This window comes from Herbaspirillum sp. CF444, from assembly GCF_000282135.1.
GTDB lineage: Bacteria > Pseudomonadota > Gammaproteobacteria > Burkholderiales > Burkholderiaceae_D > Herbaspirillum.
Map to the genome: position 1 here is coordinate 1 of NZ_AKJW01000104.1, position 4,346 is coordinate 4,346.

The 4,346-nt window shown below is 56.0% G+C and carries 2 protein-coding genes and 1 pseudogene; all 3 read right to left on the reverse strand.

The window, feature by feature from the left end; all coding sequences use genetic code 11:
• Positions 1–532, reverse strand: a pseudogene (locus PMI16_RS22185) (RHS repeat domain-containing protein); the annotation flags it as partial.
• 54 nt (positions 533–586) lie between these two features.
• Complete coding sequence (locus PMI16_RS25515) at positions 587–3,361, reverse strand: FG-GAP-like repeat-containing protein (RefSeq protein ID WP_034381882.1); 2,775 nt, start codon at positions 3,359–3,361, stop codon at positions 587–589.
• A 128-nt stretch (positions 3,362–3,489) separates the two neighbouring features.
• On the reverse strand, positions 3,490–4,346 hold an 857-nt coding region (locus PMI16_RS22195), incomplete at its 5' end, for a toxin TcdB middle/N-terminal domain-containing protein (protein WP_007883813.1).

Genomic DNA, 4,346 nt, shown 5'->3' on the forward strand with positions numbered 1-4,346 from the left:
CCAGGCTTGGGCATGGCGTGGTGCCGCCGTTGACGCCGTTGCAGTACAGGTAGTCCCATTTGGTCTGGGTGCCGTCGGCGCGGATTTCCTTGATCTTGCGACCGAAGCCGTCGTATTGCCATTGCGTGGTCAAGCCGTTGGGGCCGGTGAGACTGGTCATGCCGCCGAACCTGGGATCGTAGGTCCGGGTTTCGCTCTGCCCCAGCGCATTGCTGCTGCTGACAGGGAACTGACCCAGCGCATCGTAGGTGGTGGCGCTGCTGCGCGGCGTCACTGCTGCTGCGCCGGTCGCCGGGGAGCTGGTGGCGGCGGCGACCTTGTTGCCGTAGGCGTCGTAGGTGTAGGCCGTCTCCAGGCGCAGCTGGGGGTTGTCCGGTTCGATGATCTCTTTAGTCAGTAGCCCTGTCGCCGCATCGTATTCGAACGCGGAGGTGCGCGTGATCGTGGCGGCTTGCGCCATGCCCATTGATCCCCCGATCAATAGGCTCAGCAAGATGGTTTGCAAGCGCTTGCGTGTGAACGATGCCTTCATGGCTACCCCTGTATTTTTATGGAATGTCGTTGTCATGATCTGTCCCGTCGCAGCTTAAGGCGCCGTGCTCGAGACGCTGGATTTGAGCAATCTGCCCAGATACCAGGTGCTGCTGTCGTTGCTGTAACTGTTGGTGGTGCTCTTGCCGTAGCCGTCGCTGGTGCTCACCTCCACCTTGGTGGCGTTGCCCCAGTTGTCGTAGTCCGTTTTAGTGGTGATCACCGGCAGCACCGCGCCGTTGTAGTCCCAGCCGCTTTCCACACTTTGATTGGCATAGACGAAGTAGCGCTTGCCGGCGCCGACTGTGCAAGGTGTTGCCGTCGTGCTGGCAGCGTCGTTGCAGTTATAGCTGTTGGCGATCTGGCTCAGGACACCATTGTTGCCGCCGCCGCTCAGGCTCTTCTTGACCAGGCTGGGCAGGCCCGTGTACGGCCAGCTTTGCTGGTATTCCGTATAGGACGTCAGGCCTGTCTCGACCTGCTTCGCTTGCATCCAGCGGAAACCCAACAAGCCCCGGCCTGTCAGGTCGCTCTTCAGACCGCCGTAGGTGTAGCTGGTGCTGGTCGTGCCGCCTACGCCATTGGAGGACGCGACTGACGACACCACATGCAGGGGGGCCTGAACATCGACCAGAGGATACTGGGCGCCGACGGTTCCTTTATCCTTGGAATAAATGCTGCCATTCGTCAACGGCACATAATTGATCTGCACCTGGGCAAGCCCCGTATTGAAACGACTAACCAGTTCAGGCTTGCTCATTTTGTTTTTGGAACTGTAGATCCACAGACCACTCGGACCGCTGTACATCCAACTCAGATCGGTTACACCGTCACCGCCCAAATCGGCAGTTTGCTTCGACCATAAGTCGGAAGTCCCAAAACCAGTCGGGTCATACAGACGCACGCCTTGCGCCGGAGAGAACGTGCCGTCGCCTTTGCCCAAGGCGGTATACACCCACAAGCCACTTGGTCCGCTATACATCCAGACCATATCTGTAATGCCGTCACCATTGACGTCTGTGGCTTGTTTCGACCAGAGATCCGAGGCGCCGAAGTCACTGGCGCCGAATACTTGGTTCCCTTGTGCCGGCGCAAAGGTGCCATCGCCCTTGCCCATTGCGGTGTACACCCACAATCCCGCTGGACCGCTGTACACCCAGGCCAGATCCGTAATGCCGTCACCATTCAAATCCACGGCCATTTTTGACCATAGATCAGAAGTGCCGAAATTACTCGACGCAAACAATTGCACACCTTGCGCCGGCAAAAACGTCCCATCGCCCTTGCCTACGGCGGTATATGCCCACAGTCCCGACGGACCGCTGTACATCCAGATCAGGTCTGGAATTCCGTCGCCGTTGACGTCACCGATCTGCTTTGACCATAAATCGGATGTTCCAAAATTACTCGGCGCAAACAATTGCACACCTTGCGCAGGCAAGAATGTGCCGTCGCCTTTGCCCATTGCGGTATATGCCCACAATCCCGACGGGCCGCTGTACACCCAGGCCAGATCCGTGATGCCGTCACCGTTCAGGTCCACGGCCATTTTCGACCACAGATCAGGCGTTCCAAAATCGCTTGGCGCATACAGTCGCACACCTTGTGCGGGCAAAAATGTGCCGTCGCCTTTGCCCAGTGCTGTATACACCCACAAGCCATTCGGGCCGCTATACATCCAGATCAGATCTGAAACGCCATCGCCGTTGACATCGCCGATTTGCTTGGACCAGAGGGAAGATGCTCCGAAGTCGCTTGCCGCAAAAAGCTGGAAGCCTTGCGCCGGAGAGAATGTGCCATCGCTCTTTCCCATCGAGGTGTATGCCCACAGGCCATTCGGCCCGCTGTACATCCAGATCAGATCGGTTACACCGTCACCGTTTACGTCAGCCGTGATTTTCGACCAGAGATCAGGCGTTCCGAAATCCGTTGGCGCAAACAGACGTACTCCTTGCGCCGGTGCAAATCCACTCGTATTGTCTGCGAACTCCATACGTATCGGAAGCAGGCAGTTGTTTGCGTCTGCGGAACAATCCGTATATGCCTGGAGCTGTGAGCGAGAGGTCTGGGGGTTAATCAAATATGCCAGAGACGATTTTCTGAGTAAATTGGATCCTGAATAAGTTGAAATGGATTTCAACCGGACCACGTTCTTTATTAATGATCCCGCTTGATATGCAGGCACAATATCCGGCCTGCTTTCATATTCGAACTGCACCGAATTTGTCGGCGCCGTATTGCTCTTGCTATTACCGGTGTAATCGACACGGCTCGGATAGTAGTCGCCATTGGCGGCATCTTTCGTGTAACTCGCCGTCAGGTAATTGCCTTTCGTATCCTCTATGCGATTCAATGCCCAGGCTCTGATCGAAGTTTTTCCTTGCGCTTCGATCCGGGCGTCGCTGGTCCTGCCATACTCCATCACCTGACCGGCCTTGGTCCATACTTTGAACCACGCAGGCCCGTTGCCCGCAATACCGTACGATACGATCTTCGCAAAGCTCTCTCGCTCTGTTCGATATTCAGTGCCATCGCCACCTTCACTACCGCTGATGGCGATCAGCCGTTGACCATCAAGACAGTATCTATCGTTGCCGTCATAGTTCACACCGCCCCGAACGCCATCTTGCGCCATCGTCCGCGGGCATCTTCCCACTCCTCCCAGGCCGCCAAGACTCCAGCCAACACCCAGCAAACCATTGCCGGCCTGGCTGCTGTAATTCAATGACAGCTTGGGCTCCATGCCTCCAACACCTGGAGACACTTGAATTGGAATCGTATAAGTCGCAGCACCGCTCTCGCTGACCTGAAACTGGCTTGGTGTGGTCATTTGCGCTTGCACGACGGACGTCATTGCCAATGCCGGCAATAGACATGCGATGGACAGCCATACACCATGGCTCAATGGATTGCGCAAAGAATTCCCCCGAATTATTTTGACTAACTTTTTACTTCTGCTCAAGGCGCAGTACTGGTCACACTCGATTTAAGCAAACGGCCCAGGTACCAGTTGCCACTATCGTTACTGTAGGTATTCACGGTGCTCTTGCCGTAGCCGTCGCTGGTGCTCACGTCTACTTTAGTGGCGTTGCCCCAGTTGTCGTATTCCGTTTTAGTGGTGATTACCGGTAGCACAGCGCCGTTGTAGTCCCAGCCGCTTTCGATGCTTTGATTGGCGTAGACGAAGTAGCGTTTACCGGAGGCCACCGTGCACGCAGTTGCCGTCGTGTTGGCAGCGTCGTTGCAGTTATAGCTGTTGGCGATCTGGCTCAAGACGCCGTTGTTGCCGCCACCGGTCAGGCTCTTCTTGACCAGACTTGGCAAGCCGGTGTACGGCCAGGTTTGCTGGTATTCCGTATAGGACGTCAGGCCGGTTTCAATCTGCTTGGCTTGCATCCAGCGGAAACCCAGCAAGCCGCGACCGCTCAGGTCGCTCTTCAAACCGCCGTAGGTGTAGCTGGTGCTGGTTGTGCCGCCCACACCGTTGGCGGAACTGACTGAAGAGACCACATACACGGCTCCTTGCACATCTCGAAATGGATATACCGAGGTGCTATCCTTGGTGTAAATAGCATTGTTCGAGAGCGGCAAGAATTTGATATTGACGACGTTGGTCGGATTGCTCGTGATCGATACCAGCAAATCCACCTGCTGTTCAGGAGAGCCGGTCAACCATACTCGCTTGGTGTTTGCCGTTTTCGTATGCTGGATGATGTCGGTCTTGCCGTCGCCGTTGAAATCGCCATACGTCCAGTACATCGGATCCCAACTGTTGATGTCGGTCCCGAAGTTAAATGGCGTCTGCGGCGTGAACG